Origin of the sequence: Solwaraspora sp. WMMA2059, assembly GCF_027497315.1 — a bacterium.
Taxonomy (GTDB): Bacteria; Actinomycetota; Actinomycetes; order Mycobacteriales; family Micromonosporaceae; genus Micromonospora_E.
Map to the genome: position 1 here is coordinate 1,613,802 of NZ_CP114908.1, position 23,370 is coordinate 1,637,171.

Genomic DNA, 23,370 nt, shown 5'->3' on the forward strand with positions numbered 1-23,370 from the left:
CTTCCCGATGTGCCCCCGGGGGACCGGGCTCACACCTGGTAGGCACAGTGTGCCGTGAACCAAGGGTGCCACGTCAACGATCACCGCCGGGTAACGCCGTGATGACCTGGGTTTGGTAGACGCCAAGTGACCAAAGTTACACATTGGGTTGCCCTGAACTGGTCAGTCCAAGTAGTCCCGGAGCACCTGCGAACGTGACGGGTGTCGCAACTTGGACATCGTCTTGGACTCGATCTGGCGGATCCGCTCCCGGGTGACCCCGTAGACCTGTCCGATCTCGTCCAGCGTCCGCGGCTGCCCGTCGGTGAGACCGAACCGCAACCTGACCACCCCGGCCTCGCGTTCCGACAGGGTCTGCAGCACCTGCTGCAGCTGGTCCTGCAGCAACGAGAAGGAGACTGCGTCCACCGCTACCACGGCTTCGGAGTCCTCGATGAAGTCACCGAGCTGGCTGTCGCCCTCGTCGCCGATGGTCTGGTCCAGCGAGATGGGCTCCCGGGCGTACTGCTGGATCTCCAGCACCTTTTCCGGTGTGATGTCCATCTCCTTGGCCAGCTCCTCCGGCGTGGGCTCACGGCCCAAGTCCTGCAGCAGCTCGCGTTGGATACGACCCAGCTTGTTGATCACCTCGACCATGTGCACCGGGATCCGGATGGTGCGCGCCTGGTCGGCCATGGCACGGGTGATGGCCTGGCGGATCCACCAGGTCGCGTAGGTGGAGAACTTGTAGCCCTTGGTGTAGTCGAACTTCTCGACGGCGCGGATCAGGCCGAGGTTGCCCTCCTGGATCAGGTCGAGAAAGGCCATCCCCCGACCGGTGTACCGCTTGGCCAGCGAGACGACCAGCCGCAGGTTTGCCTCCAGCAGGTGGTTCTTGGCCCGCTCCCCGTCCCGGGAGATCCAGCCCAGGTCCCGGGTCAGCTGGGTGGGCATCTTCTGGTCGCTCTCGTCGGCGGCCCGCAGCCGCTCCGCCGCGTACAGCCCGGCCTCGATCCGCTTGGCCAGCTCGACTTCCTGCTCGGCGTTGAGCAGCGGCACCTTGCCGATCTGCTTCAGGTACGCCCGGACCGAGTCGGCCGAGGCGGTCAGCTCGGCGTCCCGGCGGGCCTGCTTGAGCGCCTCGGACTCCTCGTCATCCCACTCGAAGTCGTTGTCCCGGGTAGCGTCGGCCTCGGCCGCCTGGGCGAGCTCGGCCGGCTCCTCCACCACGACGTCCTCGATCTCTGCCGCCAGTGTCTCCGGATCGATCTCCTCGTCCGGCGTGTCCGGGTTGCTGCCGTCCTTCGCGGTGGCCTTGCCCGCCTTGGCCGGGGCCTTGCCGGCCGGCGTGGCGCCGGCGGCCTTGGCCGGGGCGGCACCACCGGCTGCCTTGGCGGCCCGGGTCCGGGTGCCCTTCGGCGCGGGCTTCGCGGCGGGCTTGGCCGCCGGCTCCTCGGCCGGGGTGCCGTTCTGCGCTGCGGCCGGCACCGCCGCCGTGGTGGCCTTGCGGGTGGTGGCCTTCTTCGCCGGCACGGCCACGGCCGGGGCCGGCTCGTCGGGACCCGGCGCCTGTTTCGGGGCGGTCGGGGCCCGACGGGTGGTCTTGGCCGTGGTGGCCTTGGACGCCGGGGTGGCGGACCGGGCCGCGGCGACCCGGCGCCGAGTGCTGGCCGAGCCGTCCACCACGACCGTGACGCCGGCGTCGGCGAGCGCGCGGAGAATCTTCTTGGCTTGGGCCGGAGTCACTTCGGCGGACTCAACCGTCCGTGCGACCTCGGCCGACGTTAGCTGACCACCGGCCTGTTCGGCATGGGCGATCAGGGTGTCGGTTAGCGAGCGTACGTCGGCGCCGGTGTGGCGGAGTTCTGTCACGAATGACCTTCCGGAGGCGATGAACGAGCACGGCCGGACCGGCCACCGCAGCGCGGAGCGACGTGCCGGTTGTGATTGTGTCCCCCCGCGACCGCTCCACCGGCCGGACCGGCTGACCGTGACACGAGGGCAGGCGTGAATTGTAACGCCGTTTGTGGGGATCATCCCGCCACGCGCGAGCCAGCCGCCGGTCGGGGGCCACCGACATGGGACGAACGTGGACTTTGACAGGATGTTACCCCTGCCGTACGGGTGATTGTCGTTGACCACCCGGCCGAGGTGGCCACCGGTCCCCGGCCACCCTGGCGAAGGCGGCGGAGAACCGGGCGTACGGCGAAGAAGGGGAGACGATGGCGGAGCGGACACCCGAACCGGACCACCTGTTGGAGATCGCGGTCGACGTCGCGCGGGCGGCGGCGCGCACCGCGGCCGAGATGCGCCGGGCCGGGGTCTCCGGGCTGGCCACCAAGAGCACCGCGACCGACGTGGTGACCGCCGCGGACCGGGCGGTCGAACGTCAGGCCGTCGCGGCCCTGCGCGAGCGGCGCCCGACCGACTCCGTGCTGGGCGAGGAGTACGGCGACTCCGCTCCGTCCGGGTCGGCCCGGGTGCGCTGGATCCTCGACCCGATCGACGGCACGGTGAACTACCTGTACGGGCTGCCGAACTACGCCGTGTCGCTCGCCGCAGAGGTCGACGGCCAGGTGGTCGCGGGAGTGGTGCGCAACGCGGCCACCGGGGCCGAATGGACCGCCGTGCGGGGCGGTGGTGCCTACCGCGACGGGCGACGGCTGGCCGGCTCCGATCAGTCGGAGCTGGCCCAGGCCCTGGTCGCCACCGGGTTCGGCTACGACTCGGCGCGCCGGGTGCACCAGGCGCAGGTGCTCGTCGGCCTGATGCCGCATGTGCGGGACATCCGCCGGTTCGGCGCGGCGGCGATCGACCTGTGCCTGGCCGCCGAGGGCCAGGTCGACGCGTACTTCGAGAAGGGCCTCAACCCCTGGGACCAGGCGGCGGGGGGACTGGTGGCGGCGGAAGCGGGCCTGCTGGTCGCCGGACTGGCCGGGGCACCGGCCGGACCGCAGATGGTGGTGGCCGCTCCACCGGCGTTGTTCCCGGCGCTGGAGGGGCACCTGAACCGGCTGGACGCCGCCAGCGGGCCGTGAGGGCAGGGTCGGTCAGTCCTCGGGCGCGGCGCAGGTCTGTGGCGGCAGCACCGGCTTGCCCAGCGCCGCCAGCGACTGGTTCACCTCGGTGGTGGTCGCCAGTTGCCGGAACGCGTTGCCAATGACCACGTCCACGATGTCGTCCTCGCGGGCCGGGTCGTACTCGGTCCTGGCCTGGTCGAGGAAGTACGCGCGCATCAGGTGGGCCGAGCCGACCGCCTCGGGGCCGTACCGCAGCACGGCCACGTCGTCGATCCGCCGACCCTCCGGGTCGTTGGCCGCCTCCTCGATCTGGAAGTTGCGGTTGCTCAGATCGTCGGCGATGTTGGTGGCGAGCCCGCTGGTGTCGGTCGCATTGTAGACATTGAGCCGGACGTCCTTGGCCTCCCGCAGTTGGACGTCGGCCAGTGCCCAGCCGTCCGGGCAGGTGGTCGCGGTGGCCTCGCCCCCCTGGCTGTCGCGGACCATCGCGACGATGACGAAGACCAGGGCGAACACGACAAGTCCGCCGATGACAACGAGCGCTCGCACGCGCGCAAAGCTCATGGATCTGGCCCCCTGCGAGGTGTGGCGGTGCCGGGTGTCGGCCCGCCGCACCGGTGAGTACCGAGTATGCCCGCCGAGGTTAGCGGTTGTCCGGACGGCACGGTAAACAGCTCGCCGTCCGGCCGGCGTGCCGGCGCCGATCGGCCGGCGGGTACCCCTATCTTCGTGTCGCCTGAGTCACACTGGGAACAACTTCCGGTGTCTGGGCGTACATCAGTCCCACAAGGGCGGTATACATGCGTCGGCCAGAGAGGGGTAAGGTACCGCGCTCGCGGGGGGAGTTTCCTGCGGCAACCGCAAAACGGCGCAAAACGGTACGTTTCGCCGGGATGCGGTCTCATCAGGGCCCGCACGGGAACCGAAATACCGTCGTCCGGCGTTATCACCGGAAGCGACTGAACGATACGGGAGAGTGAACCGATGGCCACCGACTACGACGCTCCGCGTCGCGACGAGGTCGACCTCGGCGAGGACAGCCTGGAGGAGCTCAAGGCACGGCGCGTCGACTCACAGTCGGGCGCCGTCGATGTGGACGAAGCCGAGGTGGCCGAGAGCTTCGAGCTGCCCGGTGCCGACCTGGCGGACGAGGAACTGACGGTGAAGGTGCTGCCGATGCAGTCGGACGAGTTCCGCTGCGCGCGCTGCTTCCTGGTCCACCACCGCAGTCAACTCGCCGTCGAGCGCAACAACGAGCTGATCTGTCGCGAGTGCACCTGACGACACACCGGGGGAAGAGGGGGACACGCGGCGACCTCGACACGAGGTCGCCGCAGTCGCCGTGACCGTGTCCGGCCGCCGGCCCTGGAGGCAGCATGACCGATCCTGACCGCTCCGCGCAGGACGGCGACCGGGCCGGGACCGACCGGTTCGCCGCCACAGTGGCCGAACTGACCGGGGACGCGACCCCGCCGGTCGCCCGGCGACGCCTGCTCGGGCGGCTCGTCGAACAACTGCGTCGGCGCGGCGTGACCGAGCTGTTCAAGCCGGCGGCGGCGGGCCGGTGGCTGGTCCAGGCGGTGGCCGACGTCGCCCCGTACCTCCCGGTCCGCGATCTGGCCACGTTGCGCCAGCACCATCCGGGCCTCGACGACGAGGAGCTGGCCGAGCGGCTGATCCGCAACGCCAGCCGGGTCAGCGCCGGGATCGGCGCGGCGGGTGGCGGCGTCTCGGCGGTCCAGTGGACCGTCACCCCGACCCTGCTGTCCGCGCCGGTACTGCTGGCGGCCGAGACGGTCGCCGTCGTGGCCGTGGAGCTCAAGCTGGTCGGCGAGCTGCACCAGGTGTACGGCGTACCGGTGCCCGGTACCGGCACGGAGCGTGCCGTCAACATGATCCACGCCTGGGCCAACCAGCGGGGCGTCAACCCGATGGTGCCCGGTGTCGGAGTGGGCGCGGTGCTCGGCACCGCCGCCCGTCGCGAGCTGGGCGAGCTCCTGCTTCGCCGATTCGGCCGCAACCTCACCACCCTCGGCCCGTTCCTGACCGGCGCGGCGGTGGCCAGCTATCTCAACCGTCGGGCGACCCGGGCACTCGCCGACCGCGTCCGCGCCGACCTGGGTAGCCAGCGGCGGGCGCTCGGTCTGATGCATCCGCCGGCTCCACCGGCGATCGGGGGCGTGCGCCCACAGCCCGAATGATCCGGCCTCAGCGTGCCGGCGGCTCGCCGGTGGCGCCGCCAGCCGTCGGGCGGTCACCGGTCGGGCCGGCTGCCTGGCCCTGCCGGGCGGCGCGGATCTCGCCGGCCAACCGGACCGGGTCCCGGGTGCTCACCACCCAGTACGGCGTGGGGTCCGCCGGATCGTTCAGCACGACCTGTACGGCGCCGGCGATCCACGGCCGTTGGATGACGAACGCCAGCGGATCGGCGCCTACTCCGAGCAGTTCCCGGCGGCCGTCGCCGTCCAGGGCGACGACCTCGGCGACGTACCGCAGGGGCAGTCGGGCATCGTCGACCTGGAGCTCGTCCGAGGTGACCCGGATCGGGATTCGACCCAGCCACCACAGGCCGGCGACGGTCGACGGCAGCAGCACGCTGAACGGCAGCCAGGCCCGGACCCCGGAGGTGCCCATCCAGACCTCGGTGGCCAGGAAGGCGGCGAGCGCCGATCCGCCCACCCAGAGCCACCACGGCAGGCGGAGTCGCTCCCGGTAGTGCACCACGGCCCGGTACGGTGTGTCGGGTTCGGCGGAAGCGGATGCCACGTCGTCCGAGGGTACGGGTTCAGCAGCGGGGTGTGTTCGGCGGCCTGTGGTGCGCGGGAGTCGTCCCGGTCGGCGGTGGCGGAGAGGTGGGGTTCATGTCTGACACGGTGCGGGTGGCGGTGTGTCGGCTCGATCCGGGTCTGCCGGTGCCGGGCTACGCCCATCCCGACGACGCCGGGGCTGACCTGTTCGCCGCCGAGGACGCCGAGTTGGCTCCCGGCGCGCGGGCACTGGTGCGTACCGGGGTGGCGGTCGCACTGCCGGCCGGGTACGTCGGGCTGGTCCACCCCCGCTCCGGCCTCGCCGCGCGGCTGGGCGTCACCGTGCTGAACGCCCCCGGTACGGTCGACGCGGGCTACCGCGGTGAGATCCTGGTGAACCTGATCAACCACGATCCGTCCCGGCCGGCCCGGATATGCCGAGGTGACCGGATAGCCCAACTTGTGATACAACGCGTCGAAACAGCAGAGTTCTCTGTCGTCGACGAGCTGCCCGACTCGGCGCGAGGTTCCGCCGGACACGGCTCGACCGGCGGCCATGCCGGCCTGTCCGTCGTGGTCCAGCCGACCCCGGCCGAACCGGCAGCCCGCTGACCAGCGACAGCGCATACGGAAGGTTGGCATCGTGGTCTTCTCCCGCGGCCGCGGGCGCGGCCGGCACGCCCAGGACGGACTCGTCGGTCCCGAGACCGACGACCTGGCGCCAGGCAACCCCACGCAGGGCCCGTACGACGTGACCGAGGCCCCGACCGGCGTCCGCCGGCTCGACCTGGGCAGCCTGCAGATCCCCGCGATCGAAGGGGTGGAGGTCCGGGTCCAGGCCAACCCGGACGGGGCGATCCAGCAGGTGGTGCTCGCCAACCGGGGCAGTGCGCTGCAGCTCGGGGTCTTCGCCGCACCGCGTACCGAGGGCATCTGGGACGAGGTGCGCGTCGAGATCACCGAGTCGCTGCGCCGCGACGGGGCGACCGTCCGGGAAGCCGTCGGCGAGTACGGACCTGAGCTGGTGGCCCAGGTGCGTACCCCGGACGGCGGCACCGACCTGCGGTTCGTCGGCATCGACGGACCACGCTGGATGGTGCGGGCGCTGTTCCAGGGCCCGGCCGCCGTGGACCCGTCGGCCGCCGCGACGCTCATCGAGGTGCTGCACGGTCTGGTCGTCAACCGCGGCCAGGAGGCCAAGCCGGTACGCGAACCGTTGCCGCTGCGACTGCCCCGCGAGCTCGCCGAGCAGGCGCGGCAGTCGCCGCCGGCCACGCCGTAGCGCGCCGCCGCCCCCGCCGCCCGCCGTGGCGGCACCGGCGGGCCGGGCCCACCGATCGGCCGGGCGCACCGGCCAGTTGGCCGGTGCCGGTCGCGGCGTACCCTGGTGGGGCGGTCCGCGCCCGACGTGGATCCGCGCCGCACCGGCGACGCCGAGGAGGGGCAGACGGTCATGGCGATCGATGAACGCCGTCCGTCGCTGCGCCGGTTCCTGCGCCGGCTCGCCGCCACCGAAGCCGAGCTTGACGCCGAACAGCTACAGCGGGAGAGCGCCGAGTGCGGAGCTACCCCCGCCGGGCAGTGTCACCGCGGCGAGGTTGTCTCGGTCTCCGGTCGGCTCCGTACGGTGGTCTACTGCCCTCGGACCAACCTGCCGAGCCTGGAGGCCGACCTCTACGACGGTAGCGACGTCGTCACCCTGGTCTGGCTGGGCCGGCGACGGATCGCCGGTATCGAACCAGGCCGCCAGCTCACCGCCCGCGGCCGGGTCGCGGTCCGCGACGACCGTAAGGTGATCTACAACCCGCACTACGAGTTGGAATCCCCCCGGTGAGCCGGCCGGTCCCGTCCGGCGCCGCCACCGACGAAGGAAGGCGGTGCCGATGACCTCTGGACAGCACCCCCCGGCAGCCGGCAATGACGACGAGGAACGCCTGCCGAGCATCACCGAGCAGATGGCCGAGCAGCTCGGCGGCTGGCGCGGGCTCGTCGAGTCGAGCGTGCCGATCGCCGTCTTCGTTGTCTGCAACGTCATCTGGGAACTGTCGGTGGCGCTGATCGCCGCGGTGAGTGTCGCGGTCGGTATCGCGGTGGTCCGGCTGCTGCAGCGTCGTCCGATCCGGCACGCGGTCAACGGGCTGTTCGGCATCGGCATCGGTGCCCTGCTCGCCTGGCGGACCGGCGAGGAACGCGACTTCTACCTGCCCGGCATCCTGTACGGCATCGGCTACGGACTGGCTCTGCTCGGCTCGGTGGTGATCCGCCAGCCGCTGGTCGGCTGGATCTGGTCGGTGCTCGCGGCAGGCGGCCGCTCCGAGTGGCGCGCCGACCCCGTGCTGATCCGCACCTTCAACCGGCTGACCGTGCTCTGGGGCGTCGTCTGGCTGCTCAAGGTCGGTGTACAGGCCGGCTTCTACGTCGCGTCGATGGAGACCGCGCTGGGCGTCTCCCGGCTGCTGCTCGGCTATCCGCCGTACGCGGTGCTGCTGGCGATCACCATCTGGGTCGTCCGTCGGGTCAACCGTGAGCGCCACGGCGCCGGACCGGTGCTGGCCGCCTCGAACTGACAGCCGCCCGTCCGCTGGCCGGCCGGGGTTCAGTCCTGCGGTGGCGGTTGCTCGTTGCGGACCGGCGCTGGCGGCTGCTCGCCGCGCCGGGTGCGGGCCACGCTGTCCGCCCCGAGGACGACCGCTCGGACGTCGTCCTCCACCTCAGCGGTGCAGACGAAGACGAGTTCGTCACCGGGTTCGAGCGGGTCGTCCGGGCCGGGGGTCAGTACCCGCTTGCCCCGGACGATCGCCACCAGGGCGGAGTCGCGGGGCAGCGGCACGGTGCGCACGGCGTGCCCGACGTACGGGGCGTCGGTCGGCAGGGTGATCTCCACCAGGTTCGCCTCACCCTGGCGGAAGGTCATCAGTCGGACCAGGTCGCCGACCGTCACCGCCTCCTCGACCAGTGCCGCCATCACCCGTGGCTTGCTGACCGCCACGTCGACGCCCCACTGCTCGGTGAACAGCCACTCGTTCTCGGCCCGGTTCACCCGTGCCACCACCCGGAGGACGCTGAACTCCGTCTTGGCCAGCAGCGAGACCACCAGGTTCACCTTGTCGTCCCCGGTGGCCGCGACGACCACGTCGTACGTGCTCAGCTCGACGTCCTCCAGGCTGGCCACCTCGCATGCGTCGGCCAACACCCAGTCGGCCTCCGGCACCCGGTCCGGCAGGAACAGCGCGGGATTGCGTTCGATGAGGGTCACCTGATGGCCGTTGCCGATCAGTTCCTGGGCGATGGAGCGGCCGACGTTGCCGGCACCCGCGATGGCCACCCGCATCACCGCGCTCCTTCCGGCAGGCTGCCGGCGGTCAACGTGACGGCGTCGGCAATGTCGTCGGTGACCAGCATGAAGACCTGGTCACCTTCCTGCAGCACGGTTGACGGGGTCGGCAGCGTGCCGATTCCGAACCGCATCAGGTAGGCCGCCCGGGTGCCGGCCGCCCGCTCCAGCGCCTGCAGCGGCCGCCCGATCCACTCCCGGTGCAGCGGCACCTCGACGATCGACACCGTGCTGGTCGGGTCCCGGAAGATCTCCACGTGCCCTTCGGGGACCAGGTGCCGCAGCATCCGGTCGGCGGTCCACCGTACGGTCGCCACCGTCGGGATGCCGAGCCGTTCGTAGACCTCGGCCCGCCGCTGGTCGTAGATGCGGGCGGCGACCCGGGACACGCCGAACGTCTCGCGGGCCAGCCGGGCCGAGATGATGTTGGAGTTGTCGCCACTGGAGACGGCGGCGAAGGCGTCGGCCTGCTCGATCCCGGCCGACTGCAGCACGTCGCGGTCGTAGCCGGAGCCGGTGACCCGGGTGCCGGCGAAGTCGTTGGGCAGCCGACGGAACGCGTTGGCGTCCTTGTCGATCACCGCGACCGAGTGGCCGCGGTCCTCCAGGTTGTGTGCCAGGGTCGAGCCGACCCGGCCGCAACCCATGATCACGACGTGCACCTGGGCCCTCCCGCAGGGCGATCCGTCGAACGCGTGCCGGAGCGGACCCACGTTCACCTGCCAGCCTGCCACGCGGCGGCCGGATGACGCGCCGACCGTACCGTGCCGGCGGGCAGGCCGCGTGATCAGCCACCCGGATTCGTCGGGAGCCGGACGGCCGTACCCTTAGCGCTTGTGGCCAGTCCGACCTCCCTGATCAAACGGCTGCTGCTGGGCCGGCCGTTCCGGTCCGACCGGCTCCAGCACACCCTGCTGCCCAAGCGGGTGGCGCTGCCGGTCTTCTCGTCCGACGCGCTCTCCTCGGTGGCGTACGCGCCGGACGAGATCCTGCTGACCCTGTCCATCGCCGGGGCGGCCGCGTTCGTCTACTCGCCGTGGGTCACTCTGGCGGTGGCGGTGGTGATGGTCACGGTGGTGGCCAGCTACCGGCAGAACGTGCACGCCTACCCGTCCGGTGGCGGCGACTACGAGGTGGCCAGCGTCAACCTCGGTCCTCGGTTCGGCGTCGGGGTGGCCAGCGCCCTGCTGATCGACTACGTACTGACCGTCGCCGTCTCGGTCGCCTCCGGGGTGGCCAACCTCGGCTCGGTGCTGCCGTTCGTGGCCGAGCACAAGGTGCCGGTGGCGGTGGCGGCCATCGTGGCGCTCACCGCCCTCAACCTGCGCGGGGTGCGGGAGTCCGGGCGGATGTTCGCCGTACCGACGTACGGCTTCGTCATCGTGATCACCGCGGTAATCGCCACCGGCCTGATCCGGATCTTCATCCTCGGGCACGACCTGCGCGCGCCCAGCGCGGACCTGGTCATCGCCGCCGAGTGGGTCGACCTGACCGGCTTCGCGATGGCGTTCCTGCTGCTGCGGGCCTTCTCGTCGGGCTGCGCGGCGTTGACCGGGGTGGAGGCGATCTCCAACGGCGTGCCGGCGTTTCGCCCACCGAAGAGCCGCAACGCCGCCACCACCCTGGTGCTGCTCGGCGCGCTGTCGGTGGCCATGATCGCCGGGATCATCTGGCTGGCCCAGCTCACCGGGCTGCAGTTCGTGGAGAACCCGGCGCTGCAGATCGAGTCCGGCCCGGACGGCTACGTGCAGAAGACGGTGGTGGCCCAGCTGGCCGAGACCGTCTTCGGCTCCGGTGTGCTGCTCTTCGTCGCCGCCGGGGTGACCGCGCTGATCCTGTTCCTCGCCGCGAACACCGCGTTCAGCGGATTCCCGGTGCTCGGCTCGATCCTCGCCCAGGACCGGTACCTGCCCCGCCAGCTGCACACCCGGGGCGACCGGCTGGCGTTCAGCAACGGCATCCTGTTCCTCGCCGGCTTCGCGATCGTGCTGACCGTGGTGCTTCAGGCCGAGGTGACCCGGCTGATCCAGCTCTACATCGTCGGGGTGTTCGTCTCGTTCACCCTGTCCCAGGCCGGCATGCTGCGGCACTGGAACCGGCGACTGCGTACCGAGCGGGACCCGGCGGTACGCCGTCGGATGCACCGGGCGCGGGCGATCAACGGGTTCGGCATGACGCTGACCGGCGCCGTCCTGGTCGTCGTGCTGGTCACCAAGTTCGCCCTCGGCGCGTGGATCGCGATCGCCGCGATGGCCGGCGTGTACGCGCTGATGCTGGGCATCCGCCGGCACTACGACACGGTGGCCCGGGAACTCACCCCGGCCGAGGGCCGGCCGGTGCTGCCCGCCCGCAACCACGCCGTGGTGCTGGTCAGCAAGGTCCACCTGCCGACGCTGCGGGCGGTCGCGTACGCCCAGGCCACCCGCCCGGACTCGCTGGCCGCGCTCACCGTACGGGTGGACGACGCGGACACCCGCGCGGTGCAGGCCGAGTGGGACCGCCGCGAGCTGCCGGTGCCGCTGACCGTGGTCGACTCGCCGTACCGGGAGATCACCCGGCCGATCATCGACTACGTCAAGTCGGTGCGTCGCGACGCGCCACGCGACGTGGTCACCGTGTTCATCCCCGAGTACGTGGTCGGCCACTGGTGGGAGAACCTGCTGCACAACCAGAGCGCGCTTCGGCTGAAGGGCCGGCTGCTGTTCGAACCGGGGGTGATGGTGACCAGCGTCCCATGGCAGTTGGCGTCGAGCGTCGGCCGGGACCTGAGCCGGTACGACGAGGCGCTCAGCCGCGGTCCGGCGCGTGGTCCGCGCCCGATGCCCACTGATCCGATCGACCCGGTCGACCCGGACGATCTGGCTGTCGCGTCCGATTCGGCCGGGCCGACGGTGCCGGCGGATCCGGCGGGGTCGGGCGGCCAACGGCCGGCGTCGGAGGGGCAGGTACGCGGTGACCGGTGACACCGGAAATTCCGCACGGGCCGACCTGGCGGAAGGCGACCGGACGACGGTACGGGTGGGCACCGTGGCACACGGCGGCCACTGCGTCGCCCGGGTCGACGGCCAGGTGGTCTTCGTCCGGCACGCCCTGCCGGGCGAACTGGTCACCGTCGAGATCACCGAGACGCACCGGGGCTACCTGCGCGGTGACGCGGTGACCGTGCACGAACCGGCTCCGGACCGGGTCGAGCCACCCTGCCGGTACGCCGGCCCCGGCCGCTGCGGCGGCTGCGACCTGCAGCACGTCACCGTGGCCGGTCAGCTGGCCTGGAAGGAGGCGGTGGTCCGGGAGCAACTGCTGCGACTCGGTGGGCTGACCGGGGCCGAGGTCGACGGGTTGGCGCCGCAGGTCCGGCCGCTGCCGGGCGGACCGCTCGGCTGGCGGACCCGGGTGCGCTACACCGTCGACGCCGCAGACCGGGCCGGCCTGCTCAAGCACCGGTCACACGAGGTGGTGCCGGTGGACCGTTGCCTGATCGCCCACCCGGCCGTGCAGGCGGCGCCGGTGGTGCCGGCCGCCGGACGTCGGTGGCCGGGTGTCGACGCGGTCGAGGTGGTCGCCTCGGCCGCCGGCGAGGTCGTCGTCACCCCGGTCGGCGGGTCGGCACCCCGGTCGGCGGGGACGTCCGGCGCTGGGTCCGGTGCGCAGTCGGACCTGCCCGGCGCGGTGTCCGATGCGCTACCCGGTTCGGTGACGCAGGTCACTGAGTCCGCCGCCGGCCGCCACTGGCGGCTGCCGGCCGGGGCGTTCTGGCAGGTGCATCCGGCGGCCGCCGACACCCTGATCACCTCGGTGCTGGACCTGCTGCGTCCCCGTCCCGGCGAGTCGGCGTGGGACCTGTACGGCGGTGCTGGTCTGTTCGCCGCCGCGGTGGCCGGCCGGACCGGGCCGCACGGGCGGGTCACGATGGTCGAATCGTCGTCCGCCGGGGTGGCTGCGGCCCGACTCAACCTGGCCGACCTGCCCCGGATCGAGGTGGTCGCGGCCCGGGTGGAGACGGCGCTGACCCGCCGCCGGATCACCGGACCGGTCGACCTGGTGGTGCTCGATCCGCCCCGGGCCGGTGCGGGCGCCCGCGTGGTCGCCGGGATCGCAGCGGCCACCCGGCGGGCCATCGCCTACGTTGCCTGCGACCCGGCCGCGCTCGCCCGGGACGTGCGTACCTTCCGCGACCTCGGCTGGTCGCTGACGGCGTTGCACGGCTACGACTGCTTCCCGATGACCCGGCACGTCGAGTGCGTCGCCCTGCTCACCCCGGCCGCCGGTCGATGACCCCGGTCGGACGGACCCGCGGGCAGGCCGCACATCGGCCCGCCAGCAGGCCGCACGTCGACCGGTCGGCGGCGCTGCGCAGCGGCGCGATCCCGATAGACTCTGCGGTCATGGGCGGACGCCGTACGCGGGCCGGAGCGTACGCCGCCGCCGGGTAGCCGCCCAGCGCCGCACATCGGCGCGCGCCGGGCAGTTGGGAGCGAAATTGAGCCAGGTAGAGGCAGGATCCGACGGCCGATTGCTGGCCACCGTCCGCACACCTCAGGACGTCAAGCGGCTCTCCGCCGACGAGCTGGCGGTGCTGTCCGCCGAGATCCGTGACTTCCTGGTCGCCAAGGTGTCCCGCACCGGCGGGCACCTGGGACCCAACCTCGGTGTGGTGGAGTTGACCATCGCCATGCACCGGGTCTTCGACTCACCTCGGGACCGGTTCCTGTTCGACACCGGTCACCAGGCGTACGTGCACAAGATCCTGACCGGCCGGCAGGCCGCCTTCGACCAGCTCCGCCAACGAGGTGGCCTGTCCGGCTATCCGAGCCAGGCCGAGAGCGAGCACGACCTGATCGAGAACTCGCACGCCTCCACCGCACTGTCCTATGCGGATGGTCTGGCCAAGGCGTACGCGTTGCGCGGCGAGGCGCGCAGCGTGGTCGCCGTCGTCGGTGACGGGGCGTTGACCGGCGGCATGTGCTGGGAGGCGCTCAACAACATAGCCGGTGCCCGCAACCCGCTGGTCATCGTGGTCAACGACAACGGCCGGTCGTACGCGCCGACCATCGGTGGTCTGGCCGACCACCTGGCGGCCCTACGGCTGAACCCCGGCTACGAGAAGGTCCTCGACCTGGTCAAGGACACCCTCGGCGCCACCCCGATGGTCGGCCGGCCGATGTACGAGGTGCTGCACGCGGTCAAGAAGGGCATCAAGGACGCGGTCGCGCCGCAGACCATGTTCGAGGACCTCGGCATCAAGTACGTCGGCCCGATCGACGGCCACGACCTGGCCGCCGTCGAGTCGGCGTTGCAGCGGGCCAAGGGCTTCGGCGGGCCGGTGATCGTGCACGTGGTGACCCGAAAGGGGTACGGCTACCGGCCGGCCGAGGAGGACGAGGCCGACTGCCTGCACGGTCCGAGCAGCGCTTTCGATGTGGAGACCGGCAAGCTGCTGGCCGCGCCGGCGGTGAAGTGGACCCACGTCTTCGCCGACGAGCTGGTGGCGGTCGCCGACGAGCGGCCCGACGTCGTCGGGATCACCGCGGCGATGGCCGAGCCGACCGGCATCGCGTCGCTGGCCCGCAAGTACCCGCACCGGGTGTACGACGTCGGTATCGCCGAGCAGCACGCCACCACCTCGGCCGCCGGCCTGGCGATGGGCGGGCTGCACCCGGTGGTCGCGGTCTACGCGACGTTCCTCAACCGGGCGTTCGACCAGGTGCTGCTGGACGTGGCGATGCACCGGTTGCCGGTGACCTTCGTGCTGGACCGGGCCGGGGTGACCGGCCCGGACGGGCCCAGCCACTACGGCATCTGGGACATGTCGGTCTTCGGGGTGGTGCCAGGGCTGCGGATCGCCGCCCCCCGGGACGCGGCGACTCTGCGTGAGGAGCTGCGCGAGGCGGTGGCGGTCGACGACGGCCCGACCCTGGTGCGCTTCCCGACCGGTTCGGTCGCCGCCGACCTGCCGGCGGTGCGTCGGGTCGGGGGGGTGGACGTGCTGGTCGAGTCCGACCGGCGCGACGTGCTGCTGATCGCCGTCGGCGCGTTCGGACACCTCGGCGTCGACGTGGCGGCCCGGGTCGCCGAGCAGGGCTACGGGGTGACCGTGGTCGACCCGCGCTGGGTCCGTCCAGTCGCCGCCGAGCTGGTCGAGCTCGCCGCCGCACACCGGCTGGTGGTCACCGTCGAGGACGGGGTACGCACCGGCGGTGTCGGGGACGCCGTTGCCAAGGCGCTGCGCGATGCCGATGTGCCGGTGCCGCTGCGTGATCTCGGCGTACCGGCCGACTGGCATCCGCACGGCAGCCGGGCGCAGATCCTTGCCGATCTGCGGCTGACCGCGCAGGACGTGGCGCGCGACGTGACCGGCTGGATCTCCGGGCTGGATGATCCGGACAACGACCCGCCGGCCGGCACGGGCTTCGTCGGTGACGTTTCCGGTGACCGGGCCACCACCCGACGTGGTGCCGGCCGGCGCAGCTGAGCGTCGAGTCAGTCGCTCGCGCACCGGTTCCCGCGAGCTCTGCGGACGGCCGTCGTTCGGGGTTGATCCACTCTGCCTCATCGACACGCCGTCGCCGAGTCATCGCAAGCTTTCCGTGTTGCCGAGGTGCGCCGCCGACATCCGGTCCCGGGACTGCAAGGCGGGCCCGGCGTGGTGCCGGGCCCGCCGCGTCGTGGTGTGGTGTGGGTTTCGGTCAGCGTTGGAGGGTGAGGACGCCGGGGCGGTAGGCTACGGCACCGCCGAGCAGGTCCGCGAGCAGCGCCAACGCGCCCTCGACGCCGCCCACGCCGCCCATCCGGACCGGTTCACCCGCCGGCCACGCGCACCACGGCTACCCGACCAGGCCTGGATCAACCAGCCAACCCAGCAGGCACAAACCGTCTCAATTTGACTTGACAACTACCGTTTGGTGCCGGGGTCGGCGGCGCGGGCGGCGCGGAAGGCGGCTTCGATCCAGTCGTTGCCGGTGCGTTGGAGGTTGGAGTTGCGGCGGGCGCCGGAGTTGCCGTGGTTGAGCATGGCCTGGCGGAGGGCGTTGCCTTCCATCTGTTGCATCCAGCCGGGTTGCTGGGAGTGCCAGGCGAGGGTGTGGCCGCGGACGGCCATGCCGCGGGAGATGGCGTGGTTGACGATCCGGTCGCCGTTGGTGAAGGTGAACTGGTTCTGTTGTGGTTCGGTGGCGTCGAGTTTCAACTCGTTCTCGGCGGTGACACTGTTGAACTCCCGGTTGAGGATGTTCACGTACGTCGAGTCGCCGAGTTTGTTGGCAGCGACGGCGGTGCCGAAGTAGCGGCCGGACTGGGCGGCGGCCGCCCCCAGGGTGCTTTCGGCCGCGCTGGCGAGATTCGGCATCAACGACACGGTCAGGACTACGACAAGTGCGGCGATGCCGGATGCCCAGAGCGTTCGAAACCGACGTCGGGCAGGACGGGTCTGGGAGATCATGCTGATCCTCCGACAGGGAAGTAGGACAATCTGTCACTCTTCAGGTGAGAGCTGCCCAGCGGCGATGCGTATCCGTGGTCAGCAGGGACGGTTGATGACGCTCAGTTGGACGGTCGGCCACCCAGGTGGCGACGGAGAGTGTCGATCTCTGTCTGCGTCGGGCACCTGAGCAAGTTGGCGAGTCGGCGCGGGCGTTCGGGCACCTGGTGCTGAGGCGCCAAGTTGATGAATCGGGCATATCGGCATTCTTTATGAACATGTCCTCCAAGAGCAGTTGGTGTTGGCATTAACGCATCGATCGACTCATATCGATATTCAGAAAACTTGCGGTTGGCGAGCGGTAGTTTCCGGCCATGACTGCTCGTGGTCGCGGTGGACGGTCGGCGGCCGTTTGAGGTGGCGGCGGGGTGGCCGGCTCATCTCGCGGCCCTGTTGTCGCCGCTATGTCCCGACCCACCGTCGTCTCGCGGGTCCGATGCGCCTTGACGAACCCACTCGAGTTCCCGGAAATGTTGCGGACAGCTCTTCAATGGTGACCGGTGGGGTCGTGGGTGCCGGTATCGGTGCCCAGCGTCAACGGGGTACGACTCGACTAGTTTGTGATTCATACCCGCCGCTTCACGCAGGCTTAACGCGGGCCTGCGCAGGGTGGGACCGGACGGGTGAAGGAGGTCGCGGTGCGGGTACTGGTGGTCGAGGACGAGCGCAACCTCGCCGACGCTATCGTCCGTGGGCTGCGTCGACAGGGCATGGCGGTCGACGTGGCGTACGACGGCTCCGCCGGACACGAGATGGCCTTCGTGACCCGCTACGACGTGGTGGTGCTCGACCGCGACCTGCCCGGTGTGCACGGTGACCAGATCTGCGCGGACCTGGTCAGCTCCGGCGCTCTCACCCGGGTGCTGATGCTGACCGCCAGCGGCACCGTCGCCGACCGGGTCGAAGGTCTGCAGTTGGGCGCCGACGACTACCTGCCGAAGCCGTTCGCGTTCACCGAGCTCGTCGCCCGGGTGCAGGCCCTCGGCCGGCGGGCCACCCCGGCGGCCCCGCCAGTGCTAACCGTCGCCGACCTGACCGTCGACCCCGCCCGCCGGCTGGCCACCCGGGACGGCCAGCCGGTCGATCTCACCCGCAAGGAGTTCGGCGTGTTGGAGGAGCTGGTCAAGGCGCGCGGGGCGGTGGTGTCCAGCGAGGAGCTGCTGGAGCGGGTCTGGGACGCCAACACCGATCCGTTCACCACCACCGTACGGGTGACGGTGATGACACTGCGTCGCAAGCTCGGGGAACCCCCGCTTATCGAGACCGTGGTCGGGGCCGGGTACCGCGTGACCGGGCCGGAGCCGCGTGACGAGGCGTACCAGTGAACCGGCTGCCCGGATTTGCTGCCCCGGCGGCGTCGGTGGTGGACCCGAGGCGTCGACGCTGGCCGACGCTGCGCATGCCCCGGCCGACCCTGCGGCTGCGGCTCACTCTGTTCAACGCTGTCCTGCTGGTCGGCTCGCTGGCCGTCTTCGTACTGCTCGCCTGGCTGCTGGTCACCGACGCGCTGCGACCGGCGGACCAGCTCGTGCCGGGGACCACCGTGGTGCTCGCCGACGGTCGCGAGATGGACGCGGCAGCCTGGCAGGACGGGATCGTCGAGCGGGCGTCCCGTGAGCTGCTGGCCAAGGCGCTGGTCGCGCTGCTGGCGATCAGCGTGGTCGGGGTGGTCGGTGCGTACGCCGTCGTCGGCCGGGCGCTGCGTCCGCTGCAGCAGGTGACGTCGACCGCCCGGCGGCTCGGCGAACAGACCCTGGATCAGCGGATCGGCTACTCCGGCACCGGTGACGAGGTGGCTGAGCTCGCCGCGACCTTCGACGACATGCTGGACCGGCTCAGCGCGTCGTTCGAGGCCCAGAAGCGGTTTGTTGCCAACGCCTCCCACGAGCTGCGTACCCCGCTGGCGGTGATGCGCACCGAGATCGACGTGACGATGGCCGACGACACCGCCGACCTGGCCGAGTACAGGCGGATGGCGACGGTGGTCCGGGACGCCTCGGAGCGGGCCAACGGGCTGTTCGACGCGTTGCTGGTGCTGGCCAGCAGCGAGGCGCAGTCCGGGCGGCGGCTGGTCCGTAAGGTGCCCCGGGACCTGGCTGAGGGGGTCTGTGCGGCGTTGTCGGCCGTGCAGGCCGAGACCCGCCGGCTCAAGCTGGACGTCCGTACCGCCCTGGACCCGGCGGTGGTGATCGGCGACCCCAGCCTGCTGGACCGGTTGGCCGGCAATCTGATCGAGAACGCGGTGCGCTACAACCACCTGCACGGTCGGCTGTGGGTGCGGACCGGCAGCCACGGGTCGCACGTCTACCTGCTGGTCGGCAACACCGGCTTCGAGGTGGACCAGGCTGACGTGCCGGGCCTGTTCGAGCCGTTCCGCCGGGGTGGCCGGGAACGGACCGGGGCGCGCGGCTCCGGCCTGGGCCTGTCGATCGTACGGGCGGTGGCCGACGCGCACGGCGGTACGGTGTCCGCCGTGTCCCAACCCGGGGGCGGCCTTGAAGTCACCTTGATGTTGCCCGCTGCTGACACGCCACTGCAGGTGGCCGCCTCACCGGTACGTCGGAACTGACCTGCCGCCGCGCCCTGACCCTGCGGCCCGCTTGCTGAGGCCCGGTGTCAGCAATGTTCACTTCACTCCATCGGTTTGACTTTGGGTTCGATGAATATGTTTTGTCGGAACCGGCCATGTGAATCATCTTCTCGAATTAACATGTGTTGCGGTGCCGGTCAGTCGTTTGGGACGAAATGGTCGGTTGGTGGAGTCGGTAGTCGTGGAAATTGCATCGAGGTGAAGATGTTGGTCGGCTTTGCTGACAAATTTTGTGTCTAGCCAAGGCGGTTGGGGCTGTCATACCATTGAATTGGCGCCGGATCGGGTGGGAGAAATAGGTCGCGTCGATGACTGAGGTGTATCGACTCCGATGCGGTTGTCCAGTTGGGTTGACCTACCGGAGAGAATCCGGGCAAACGAAAGGAGATCCGATGCCCGACGTCGATCTTGGACTCGCAACGGATTGGGACGAGGGTGACACTCACGGACGCATCCGGCTCCGGCAGAACCAGGTCTACGAGAGCTCGCCCAAGAAGGACGTCCTGATCAGTTCGCCGGTCAGTATCGAGCTTTCGGTCAACACGAACTACTCGACCTCGCAGGAAGCGGACAAGATCTTCTTCACGACCCATCACGGGAGCCAAAAGAAGATCATTGCGGTTCTCGACTCGGCTGGTAATCTGTACATCGCCGGCCGGGTGATCGAGGGTCAGACGAACTTGTCCTACAAGTAGGTCTGGAATTTGTCCTGCAGTTAGGCAAGCTCAGGCGGCAAGCGGGATGTCGAGCCGAACTTCGGCCTCGACATCCCGCTCCGTTTTGTCCGGTCAATCGGCTGGGCTGCTGGCCACCCCGGCGGGTAGGAACCGCCGGCCGGTCACCCGCTGCGCGGTGCCGGTCCGGTCCAGGTACGGGGTGATCCCGCCGAGGTGGAACGGCCACCCCGCGCCGAGGATCATGCACAGGTCGATGTCCTGTGGTTCGGCGACCACACCCTCGTCGAGCATCAGCCGGGCCTCCTGCGCCAACGCGTCGAGGGCCCGTTGCCGGACCTGCTCGGCGGTCAACGGCTGCGACCCGACCTCCAACAGCTTGCCGATCTCGGGGTTGATCTCGTCGTCCACCATCAGCGGCAGCCCGGACTCGGCGATCCGCCGCAGGTTGTCGCTGACCGTGAACCGGTCCGGGTACGCGGCGTGCAACGTACCACCGACATGGTGGGCCACCGGCGGGCCGACCAGTTGCAGCAGGGCCAGCGGCCGCATCGGCAGGCCGAGCGGGTCCAGCGCGGCGTCGGCGACCTCCGGCGGCGTGCCGGCGTCCACTGCCGCGAAGATCTCGCCGAGGAACCGGGTGAGCAGCCGATTGACCACGAACGCCGGGGCGTCCGACACCAGCACGCAGGACTTGCGCAGCTGCTTGCCGACGGCGAACGCGGTGGCCAGAGTCGCGTCGTCGGTCCGCTCCCCGCGGACGATCTCCAGCAGGGGCAGGACGGCGACCGGGTTGAAGAAGTGGAAGCCGACCACCCGTTCGGGGTGAGCCAGGTCGGCGGCCATGTCGGAGACGGACAGCGACGAGGTGTTGGTGGCCAGGATCGTCTCGGGGCCGACGATCGCCTCGACCTCGGCCCACACCTGCTTCTTGACCTTGAGGTCCTCGAAGACGGCCTCGATGACGAAATCGGCGTCGGCGAAGGCGCTCTTGTCGACCGACCCGCTCACCTGCGCCAGCAGCTTCGCCGCCGTACCGGTGTCCATCCGGCCCTTGCCGACCTGCTTTTCGATCTCGGAGTGCACGTAGCTCAGTCCGGCGTCCACCCGGGCCTGGTCCAGATCGGTGAGCACCACCGGCACCTGCAGTCGGCGGGCGAACAGCAGCGCCAGCTGGGAAGCCATCAGCCCGGCCCCGACGACGCCGACCTTGGTGACCGGCCGGGCCAGGTCCGCCGAGGGGGCGCCGGCCGGCCGCTTGGCGCGTCGCTGGACCAGGTCGAACGCGTACAGCCCGCTGCGCAGCTCCTCGGACAGGATCAGGTCGGCGAGGGCCTCGTCCTCGGCGGCCGTGCCGTCGGTGAACGGGGTCTCCTTGGCCAGCGCGAGCAGGTCGAGGGCCCGGTAGGCGGCCGGTACCGCGCCGTGCAGCCGCTGGTCGAGCAGCTGGCGGGCGAAGTAGAGCACCCCGTCCCACATGTCCCGGTCGACCTCCGGGCGGTCGACGGTGACCTCGCCGGTGACCACGCCAGCCGCCCACTGCAGGGACCGCTCCAGGAAATCGGCCGGTTCGAGCAGGATGTCGGCGATGCCCATCTCCGCGGCCTGCTTCGGCTTGAGCATCTTGTTCTGGGTCAACGGGTTTTGGATGATCACCTGCGCGGCGGCCGGGATGCCGATCAGGTTCGGCAGCAACTGGGTGCCTCCCCAGCCCGGTACCAGACCGAGGGACACCTCCGGCAGGGCCAGCGGACCGGCTCCGCCGGACAGTGTCCGGTAGTGGCAGTGCAGGGCGAGTTCCAGCCCGCCACCCATCGCGGCACCGTTGACGAACGCGAAGGTCGGCACCGCGCTGTCGCGTAGCCGGGCGAAGATCCGGTGGCCCGTCCGGCCGATCTCCAGCGCCTGCTCACGGTCGACGAGCTGCGGCATCGCGGTGAGGTCGGCGCCGACGCAGAAGACGTACGGCTTGCCGGTGACCGCCACGAAGGCCGGCTCGCCGGCCAGCGCCTCGGTGATCGCCGCGTCCAGGCCGGCCAGCCCGGTCGGCCCGAGGGTGTTGGGTTTGCGGTGGTCCAGGCCGTTGTCCAGGGTGATCAGCGCGGCGGGCCGGTCCAGTCCGGGTACGTTCACCTGCCGGACCAGCGCCCGGGTGACCACCTCGTCGGGGTTGTGCAGCATCAGTTCTCGTCTCCCTGCTGTGCCGGGCCGGTCCAGGCCGGGTTCTCCCAGATGACCGAGCCGCCCATGCCGATGCCGATACACATCGCGGTCAGCCCGTAGCGCACCTCGGGATGTTCGGCGAACTGCCGGGCCAGCTGGGTCATCAGTCGTACGCCGGAGGAGGCCAGCGGGTGCCCGATGGCGATGGCGCCACCCCACGGGTTGACCCGCGGGTCGTCGGCGTCGACGCCGAAGTGGTCGAGGAAGGCCAGCACCTGGACGGCGAAGGCCTCGTTCAGCTCGAACAGGCCGATGTCGTCGATGCCCAGCCCGGCAAGCCGCAGAGCCTTCTCAGTCGCCGGGATCGGGCCGACACCCATCACCTCCGGTTCGACGCCGACGAAGCCGTACGAGACCAGCCGCATCGCCACCGGTAGCCCCAGCTCGCGGGCCACGTCCTCGGCGGCGATCACGCTGGCGGTCGCACCGTCGTTGAGCCCGGCGGCGTTGCCGGCGGTGACCCGCCCGTGCGGCCGGAACGGGGTCTTGAGGGTGGCCAGCTTCTCCAGCGACGTCTCCCGGGGCGCCTCGTCGACGACTGCCAGCCCCCAGCCGGCCTCCGGGTCGCGGACCGCCACCGGGACCAGGTCCGGCTGCAGCTTGCCGTTGGCGTACGCCTTGGCGGTCTTGACCTGGGAGGCGAGGGCAAAGGCGTCGGCGCGCGCCTTGGTGACGCCGGGCATCCGGTCGTGCAGGTTCTCTGCGGTCGCGCCCATGATCAGCGCGGACGGGTCGACCAGCTTCTCGGCGAGGATGCGCGGGTTGGGGTCGACGCCTTCGCCCATCGGATGCCGGCCCATGTGTTCGACGCCGCCGGCGATCGCCACGTCGTAGGCACCCATCGCGATGCCGCCGGCTACCGAGGTGACCGCGGTCATCGCGCCGGCGCACATCCGGTCGATGGCGAAGCCGGGCACCGTCTTGGGTAGCCCGGCCAGCAGCGCGGCGGTGCGACCGATGGTCAGTCCCTGGTCGCCGGTCTGGGTGGTCGCCGCGATGGCTACCTCCTCGACCCGGTCGGGGGGTAGTTGCGGGTTGCGCCGCAGCAGTTCACGGATGCAGCGGATGACGAGGTCGTCGGCGCGGGTGTGGGCGTACATCCCGCCGGCCTTGCCGAACGGGGTGCGGACGCCGTCGACGAAGACGACGTCCCGGACTTCACGCGGCACGATGGGGCCTCCTTGCCGGCCTGGGTACGCGGGGCAGACTTCCATGCTACTTGTCGGTAACAATCGTCGACCGGTGGCCCGGGTGTGGCCCGGGCCACACCCGGGCCACCGGTCGGGGGTCGCCTCCGGCGGAGCGCTCGACCCGGCTCCGGTACCG

20 protein-coding genes and 1 pseudogene are annotated in these 23,370 nt (G+C 70.9%); 13 read left to right on the forward strand and 8 right to left on the reverse strand.

From position 1 onward, the window contains the following. Positions 1-162: 162 nt before the first annotated feature. On the reverse strand, positions 163-1,851 hold the full coding sequence (locus tag O7553_RS07345; protein WP_281554073.1) for an RNA polymerase sigma factor: 1,689 nt from the start codon (positions 1,849-1,851) through the stop codon (positions 163-165). A 350-nt stretch (positions 1,852-2,201) separates the two neighbouring features. Here O7553_RS07345 and O7553_RS07350 point away from each other — a divergent pair, with 350 nt between their 5' ends. Further along, entirely contained in the window at positions 2,202-3,017 is an 816-nt protein-coding gene (locus O7553_RS07350; RefSeq protein ID WP_281554074.1) for an inositol monophosphatase family protein, read from the forward strand. 12 nt (positions 3,018-3,029) lie between these two features. Here O7553_RS07350 and O7553_RS07355 read toward each other — a convergent pair whose 3' ends face one another. Next, positions 3,030-3,548: a LytR C-terminal domain-containing protein gene (locus tag O7553_RS07355; RefSeq protein ID WP_199757489.1), complete on the reverse strand. Its 519-nt coding sequence runs from the start codon at positions 3,546-3,548 to the stop codon at positions 3,030-3,032. Positions 3,549-3,983: 435 nt separating this feature from the next. Here O7553_RS07355 and O7553_RS07360 point away from each other — a divergent pair, with 435 nt between their 5' ends. Continuing rightward, a complete protein-coding gene (locus tag O7553_RS07360; RefSeq protein WP_123600728.1) occupies positions 3,984-4,280 on the forward strand; it encodes a DUF4193 domain-containing protein in 297 nt (98 codons plus the stop codon). A 95-nt stretch (positions 4,281-4,375) separates the two neighbouring features. After that, on the forward strand, positions 4,376-5,200 hold the full coding sequence (locus tag O7553_RS07365; RefSeq protein WP_281554075.1) for a hypothetical protein: 825 nt from the start codon (positions 4,376-4,378) through the stop codon (positions 5,198-5,200). A gap of 7 nt (positions 5,201-5,207) precedes the next feature. Here the strand turns inward: O7553_RS07365 and O7553_RS07370 are convergent, their stop codons facing one another. Then, positions 5,208-5,765 carry a DUF3093 domain-containing protein gene (locus O7553_RS07370; protein WP_281554076.1) on the reverse strand — a complete coding sequence of 186 codons (558 nt, stop codon included), beginning with the start codon at positions 5,763-5,765 and terminating at the stop codon, positions 5,208-5,210. A 95-nt stretch (positions 5,766-5,860) separates the two neighbouring features. Here O7553_RS07370 and dut point away from each other — a divergent pair, with 95 nt between their 5' ends. The 4 genes from dut to O7553_RS07390 all read left to right on the forward strand — a co-directional run bounded on the left by dut (position 5,861) and on the right by O7553_RS07390 (position 8,313). Continuing rightward, positions 5,861-6,358 carry a dUTP diphosphatase gene (gene dut / locus O7553_RS07375; protein WP_281554077.1) on the forward strand — a complete coding sequence of 166 codons (498 nt, stop codon included), beginning with the start codon at positions 5,861-5,863 and terminating at the stop codon, positions 6,356-6,358. A 31-nt stretch (positions 6,359-6,389) separates the two neighbouring features. Beyond that, positions 6,390-7,028 carry a DUF3710 domain-containing protein gene (locus O7553_RS07380; RefSeq protein WP_281554078.1) on the forward strand — a complete coding sequence of 213 codons (639 nt, stop codon included), beginning with the start codon at positions 6,390-6,392 and terminating at the stop codon, positions 7,026-7,028. 171 nt (positions 7,029-7,199) lie between these two features. Continuing rightward, a complete protein-coding gene (locus O7553_RS07385; protein WP_278168155.1) occupies positions 7,200-7,580 on the forward strand; it encodes an OB-fold nucleic acid binding domain-containing protein in 381 nt (126 codons plus the stop codon). A 49-nt stretch (positions 7,581-7,629) separates the two neighbouring features. Beyond that, positions 7,630-8,313 carry a DUF3159 domain-containing protein gene (locus O7553_RS07390; RefSeq protein WP_281554079.1) on the forward strand — a complete coding sequence of 228 codons (684 nt, stop codon included), beginning with the start codon at positions 7,630-7,632 and terminating at the stop codon, positions 8,311-8,313. Between the two features lie 29 nt (positions 8,314-8,342). On the opposite strand, the gene O7553_RS07395 is transcribed toward O7553_RS07390, so the two are convergent. Both O7553_RS07395 and O7553_RS07400 read right to left on the reverse strand, forming a co-directional pair. Then, positions 8,343-9,077, reverse strand: coding sequence for a TrkA family potassium uptake protein (locus O7553_RS07395; RefSeq protein WP_281554080.1), 735 nt, complete (start codon positions 9,075-9,077; stop codon positions 8,343-8,345). After that, a complete protein-coding gene (locus O7553_RS07400; RefSeq protein WP_281554081.1) occupies positions 9,077-9,742 on the reverse strand; it encodes a TrkA family potassium uptake protein in 666 nt (221 codons plus the stop codon). The genes O7553_RS07395 and O7553_RS07400 overlap by 1 nt, the downstream gene beginning before the upstream one ends. Positions 9,743-9,916: 174 nt before the next feature. Here O7553_RS07400 and O7553_RS07405 point away from each other — a divergent pair, with 174 nt between their 5' ends. The 3 genes from O7553_RS07405 to dxs all read left to right on the forward strand — a co-directional run bounded on the left by O7553_RS07405 (position 9,917) and on the right by dxs (position 15,552). After that, a complete protein-coding gene (locus O7553_RS07405) occupies positions 9,917-12,043 on the forward strand; it encodes an APC family permease (RefSeq protein ID WP_281554082.1) in 2,127 nt (708 codons plus the stop codon). Between the two features lie 25 nt (positions 12,044-12,068). Then, complete coding sequence (locus tag O7553_RS07410) at positions 12,069-13,355, forward strand: TRAM domain-containing protein (protein WP_281555520.1); 1,287 nt, start codon at positions 12,069-12,071, stop codon at positions 13,353-13,355. A gap of 205 nt (positions 13,356-13,560) precedes the next feature. After that, positions 13,561-15,552, forward strand: coding sequence for a 1-deoxy-D-xylulose-5-phosphate synthase (gene dxs, locus O7553_RS07415; protein WP_281554083.1), 1,992 nt, complete (start codon positions 13,561-13,563; stop codon positions 15,550-15,552). A 426-nt stretch (positions 15,553-15,978) separates the two neighbouring features. Here dxs and O7553_RS07420 read toward each other — a convergent pair. Further along, a pseudogene (locus tag O7553_RS07420) lies at positions 15,979-16,518 on the reverse strand (endo-1,4-beta-xylanase); the annotation flags it as partial. Positions 16,519-17,195: 677 nt separating this feature from the next. Here O7553_RS07420 and O7553_RS07425 point away from each other — a divergent pair. The 3 genes from O7553_RS07425 to O7553_RS07435 all read left to right on the forward strand — a co-directional run bounded on the left by O7553_RS07425 (position 17,196) and on the right by O7553_RS07435 (position 19,842). Next, complete coding sequence (locus tag O7553_RS07425; protein ID WP_281554084.1) at positions 17,196-17,882, forward strand: response regulator transcription factor; 687 nt, start codon at positions 17,196-17,198, stop codon at positions 17,880-17,882. Positions 17,883-17,956: 74 nt separating this feature from the next. Continuing rightward, a complete protein-coding gene (locus O7553_RS07430) occupies positions 17,957-19,126 on the forward strand; it encodes a HAMP domain-containing sensor histidine kinase (protein WP_281555521.1) in 1,170 nt (389 codons plus the stop codon). 413 nt (positions 19,127-19,539) lie between these two features. After that, a complete protein-coding gene (locus tag O7553_RS07435; protein ID WP_281554085.1) occupies positions 19,540-19,842 on the forward strand; it encodes a DUF6342 family protein in 303 nt (100 codons plus the stop codon). A gap of 93 nt (positions 19,843-19,935) precedes the next feature. Here O7553_RS07435 and O7553_RS07440 read toward each other — a convergent pair whose 3' ends face one another. Then, the gene (locus tag O7553_RS07440; protein ID WP_281555522.1) at positions 19,936-22,005 is read right to left on the reverse strand and encodes a 3-hydroxyacyl-CoA dehydrogenase NAD-binding domain-containing protein; all 2,070 of its coding nucleotides are present in this window, start codon (positions 22,003-22,005) and stop codon (positions 19,936-19,938) included. Beyond that, on the reverse strand, positions 22,002-23,213 hold the full coding sequence (locus O7553_RS07445) for a thiolase family protein (RefSeq protein ID WP_281554086.1): 1,212 nt from the start codon (positions 23,211-23,213) through the stop codon (positions 22,002-22,004). Before O7553_RS07445 ends, O7553_RS07440 begins: the two co-directional genes overlap by 4 nt. Positions 23,214-23,370 lie beyond the last annotated feature (157 nt).

What these genes read in the sequence shown, in the direction of transcription:
- O7553_RS07365 (WP_281554075.1), top strand. Translation starts at nt 4,376, where the DNA reads ATGACCGATCCTGACCGCTCCGCGCAGGACGGCGACCGGGCCGGGACC.
- O7553_RS07360 (WP_123600728.1), top strand. Translation starts at nt 3,984, where the DNA reads ATGGCCACCGACTACGACGCTCCGCGTCGCGACGAGGTCGACCTCGGC.
- O7553_RS07435 (WP_281554085.1), top strand. Translation starts at nt 19,540, where the DNA reads ATGCCCGACGTCGATCTTGGACTCGCAACGGATTGGGACGAGGGTGAC.
- O7553_RS07430 (WP_281555521.1), top strand. Translation starts at nt 17,957, where the DNA reads ATGCCCCGGCCGACCCTGCGGCTGCGGCTCACTCTGTTCAACGCTGTC.
- dut (WP_281554077.1), top strand. Translation starts at nt 5,861, where the DNA reads ATGTCTGACACGGTGCGGGTGGCGGTGTGTCGGCTCGATCCGGGTCTG.
- O7553_RS07395 (WP_281554080.1), bottom strand. Translation starts at nt 9,077, where the DNA reads ATGCGGGTGGCCATCGCGGGTGCCGGCAACGTCGGCCGCTCCATCGCC.
- O7553_RS07390 (WP_281554079.1), top strand. Translation starts at nt 7,630, where the DNA reads ATGACCTCTGGACAGCACCCCCCGGCAGCCGGCAATGACGACGAGGAA.
- O7553_RS07350 (WP_281554074.1), top strand. Translation starts at nt 2,202, where the DNA reads ATGGCGGAGCGGACACCCGAACCGGACCACCTGTTGGAGATCGCGGTC.
- O7553_RS07385 (WP_278168155.1), top strand. Translation starts at nt 7,200, where the DNA reads ATGGCGATCGATGAACGCCGTCCGTCGCTGCGCCGGTTCCTGCGCCGG.